Source organism: Nitrosophilus sp. (genome assembly GCF_982775275.1).
Map to the genome: position 1 here is coordinate 1 of NZ_CEXZHP010000228.1, position 2,228 is coordinate 2,228.

Sequence of the window (2,228 nt, forward strand, 5' to 3'; positions counted from 1 at the left end):
GTTAAATTGACCAATTTCGGTGTTCAGATCGGCTCTTTTAGAAGATATCAGGGAGCTTTAATAACTAAAAAAAGATACTCTTTAGTTCAAAACAGATATCATGCGATTATAAAAAAGTTTATTGTTGAGGGAAAACCTTTATATAGAGTTTGGTTAATGGGATTTGAGAGTGAAGAGGAAGCAAGGGATTTTATAGCCAAAGGTCTTTTCCCTGGGGCTTTTGTGGTTAGACAATAGAAAAAAAGGATAAAAATATGGTTGAATTAAAAAGAAAGACAAAAGAGACGGAAATTTCATTAAAATTAGATGTTGAGGGCAGTGGAAGATATAATATTTCCACAGGTATCGGTTTTTTTGATCATATGTTAGAGAGTTTTGCTAAACATGCTCAGATAGATTTGGAGTTAAAATGTGTAGGAGATATTCATGTAGACTATCATCATAGCGTTGAAGATGTGGGCATAGTTTTAGGCGAAGCTTTAAATAAAGAGATTTATCCTTTAGAAAATAAAGAGCGTTTTGGTGATGCTATTGTTGTAATGGATGAGGCGGCGGTTGAATGTGCTCTTGATTTGAGCAATAGAGCATTTTTGGTTTATGAAGTTGATATTGAAGGTAAAATCGGCGATTTTGACGGGGAACTTTTTGAAGAGTTTTATAGGGCTTTAATAAGCAATGCAAAAATTACCGCTCATATAATTAAAAAAAGAGGTAAAAATAGGCACCATATTGCCGAGGCTTCTTTTAAATCTTTTGCTGTTGCTTTAAGAAGGGCGTTAAAATTTAATGAAAAAGCTTCAATTCCAAGCACCAAGGGGATAATTTGATAGAGCTTATCATTTTGGATGTTGATGGATGTATGACCAATGGAAAGATAACCTATACAAACGGAGGCGATGAGATAAAGTCTTTTAACGTAAAAGACGGATTTGCGATAAAACAGTGGATGAGGCTTGGAAAAAAAGTAGCTATAATAACTGGAAGAGATTCAAAAATTGTTGAAAAAAGAGCAAAAGAGTTAGGCGTTCATTATCTTTTTCAAGGTATGGATAACAAACTTGAAGCTTTAAAAGAGATAAGTTTAAGTAGTAAAATAGAATATGAAAATATCGCCGCAATTGGAGATGATTTAAACGATTATAGGCTTTTAAAAAGCGTTGGTTTAAGTTTTACTCCAAAAAACGGAATAGAATTTATAAAAAATAGCGTTGATGTGGTTTTAAGCAAAGATGGTGGAGAAGGTGCGGTTAGGGAAATGATAGAGTTTATTTTAGAAAAAGAGAGACTTTTAGACAAATATTATGAGTTTTGGACGAAGGATATTGATTGAGGGTTTCGTTTTTTCTTTTTGGTCTGATTTTATTATCTATTTTGTGGACACTATTTTTGAAACCTTATAAAATTGAAGAAAAAGATATAAAAAATCTTGCCGAAGTCAAATTTGAAAATTTTAAATTAATAGAAATCGACCAAAACGGAAGTAAAAGCACAATATTTGGAAAAATAGGAGAAAAATATAAAGATAGACTTGTTATATATTATCCAAAATATAAAAAAGTCCATCCTCCAAAAGAGGAGCTAGAAGCGTATAAAGGAATATACAAAAATAGAAAAATATATCTATATGATAATATCGTATATAAAACAAAAGATTTTATCTTTTACGCAAAAGAGGCTATATATGATCTTAAAAATGAGATTTTAAAAAGTAAAAGAGATTTTAGGCTTGTTACAAAAAGCGCTACTATAACGGGAGAAGATTTGATTTATTATAGAAATAAAGGTAAAATTTTAGCTAAAAATATATATGCAAATATTATCACAAAGAATGAAAAATGAAAAGAAAAATAGCCCTTTTTTTTATATTTTTGACAAACCTTTTGATAGCGGAAAATGTTGAGATAACATCAAAAAATTTTGAAGCCGATGAAAAGAGGCTAATATCTATTTTTACTGGAAATGTTCATATAAAAAAGGGAAAAGATAAAATTGATGCTTCAAAAGTAATAGTATATTTTGATGAAAATAAAAAGCCAAAAAAATATGAAGCGATAGGGGATGTTAAATTTTTTATAGTTTTAGATATAAATAGGACATATGAAGGAAAAGCTCAAAAGATCGTATATCTTCCAAATAGACTTGAGTATATTTTTGAAAAAGATGTTTATATCGTTCAAAAACCTCAAATGAGAAAAATATATGGTGAAAAAATAGTAATAAATAGAAAA

General features: G+C 29.5%; 5 protein-coding genes. All 5 read left to right on the forward strand.

Going from position 1 to position 2,228, the window contains the following annotated elements; genetic code table 11:
• The coding region (locus AC30RD_RS08560; RefSeq protein WP_489494082.1) for an SPOR domain-containing protein at window positions 1-237 on the forward strand (237 nt) is incomplete at its 5' end.
• Between the two features lie 17 nt (window positions 238-254).
• Window positions 255-827 carry an imidazoleglycerol-phosphate dehydratase HisB gene (hisB, locus tag AC30RD_RS08565; protein ID WP_489494083.1) on the forward strand — a complete coding sequence of 191 codons (573 nt, stop codon included), beginning with the start codon at window positions 255-257 and terminating at the stop codon, window positions 825-827.
• Window positions 824-1,330 carry a KdsC family phosphatase gene (locus AC30RD_RS08570; protein WP_489494084.1) on the forward strand — a complete coding sequence of 169 codons (507 nt, stop codon included), beginning with the start codon at window positions 824-826 and terminating at the stop codon, window positions 1,328-1,330. The genes hisB and AC30RD_RS08570 overlap by 4 nt, the downstream gene beginning before the upstream one ends.
• Window positions 1,327-1,839 carry an LPS export ABC transporter periplasmic protein LptC gene (gene lptC / locus AC30RD_RS08575; RefSeq protein ID WP_489494086.1) on the forward strand — a complete coding sequence of 171 codons (513 nt, stop codon included), beginning with the start codon at window positions 1,327-1,329 and terminating at the stop codon, window positions 1,837-1,839. Before AC30RD_RS08570 ends, lptC begins: the two co-directional genes overlap by 4 nt.
• A partial coding sequence (gene lptA, locus AC30RD_RS08580; protein ID WP_489494087.1) for a lipopolysaccharide transport periplasmic protein LptA occupies window positions 1,836-2,228 on the forward strand: 393 nt, incomplete at its 3' end. The genes lptC and lptA, both read left to right, overlap by 4 nt.

Excerpts from the sequence above, each read along its gene's own strand:
- hisB (WP_489494083.1), top strand. The coding sequence starts at position 255 with ATGGTTGAATTAAAAAGAAAGACAAAAGAGACGGAAATTTCATTAAAA.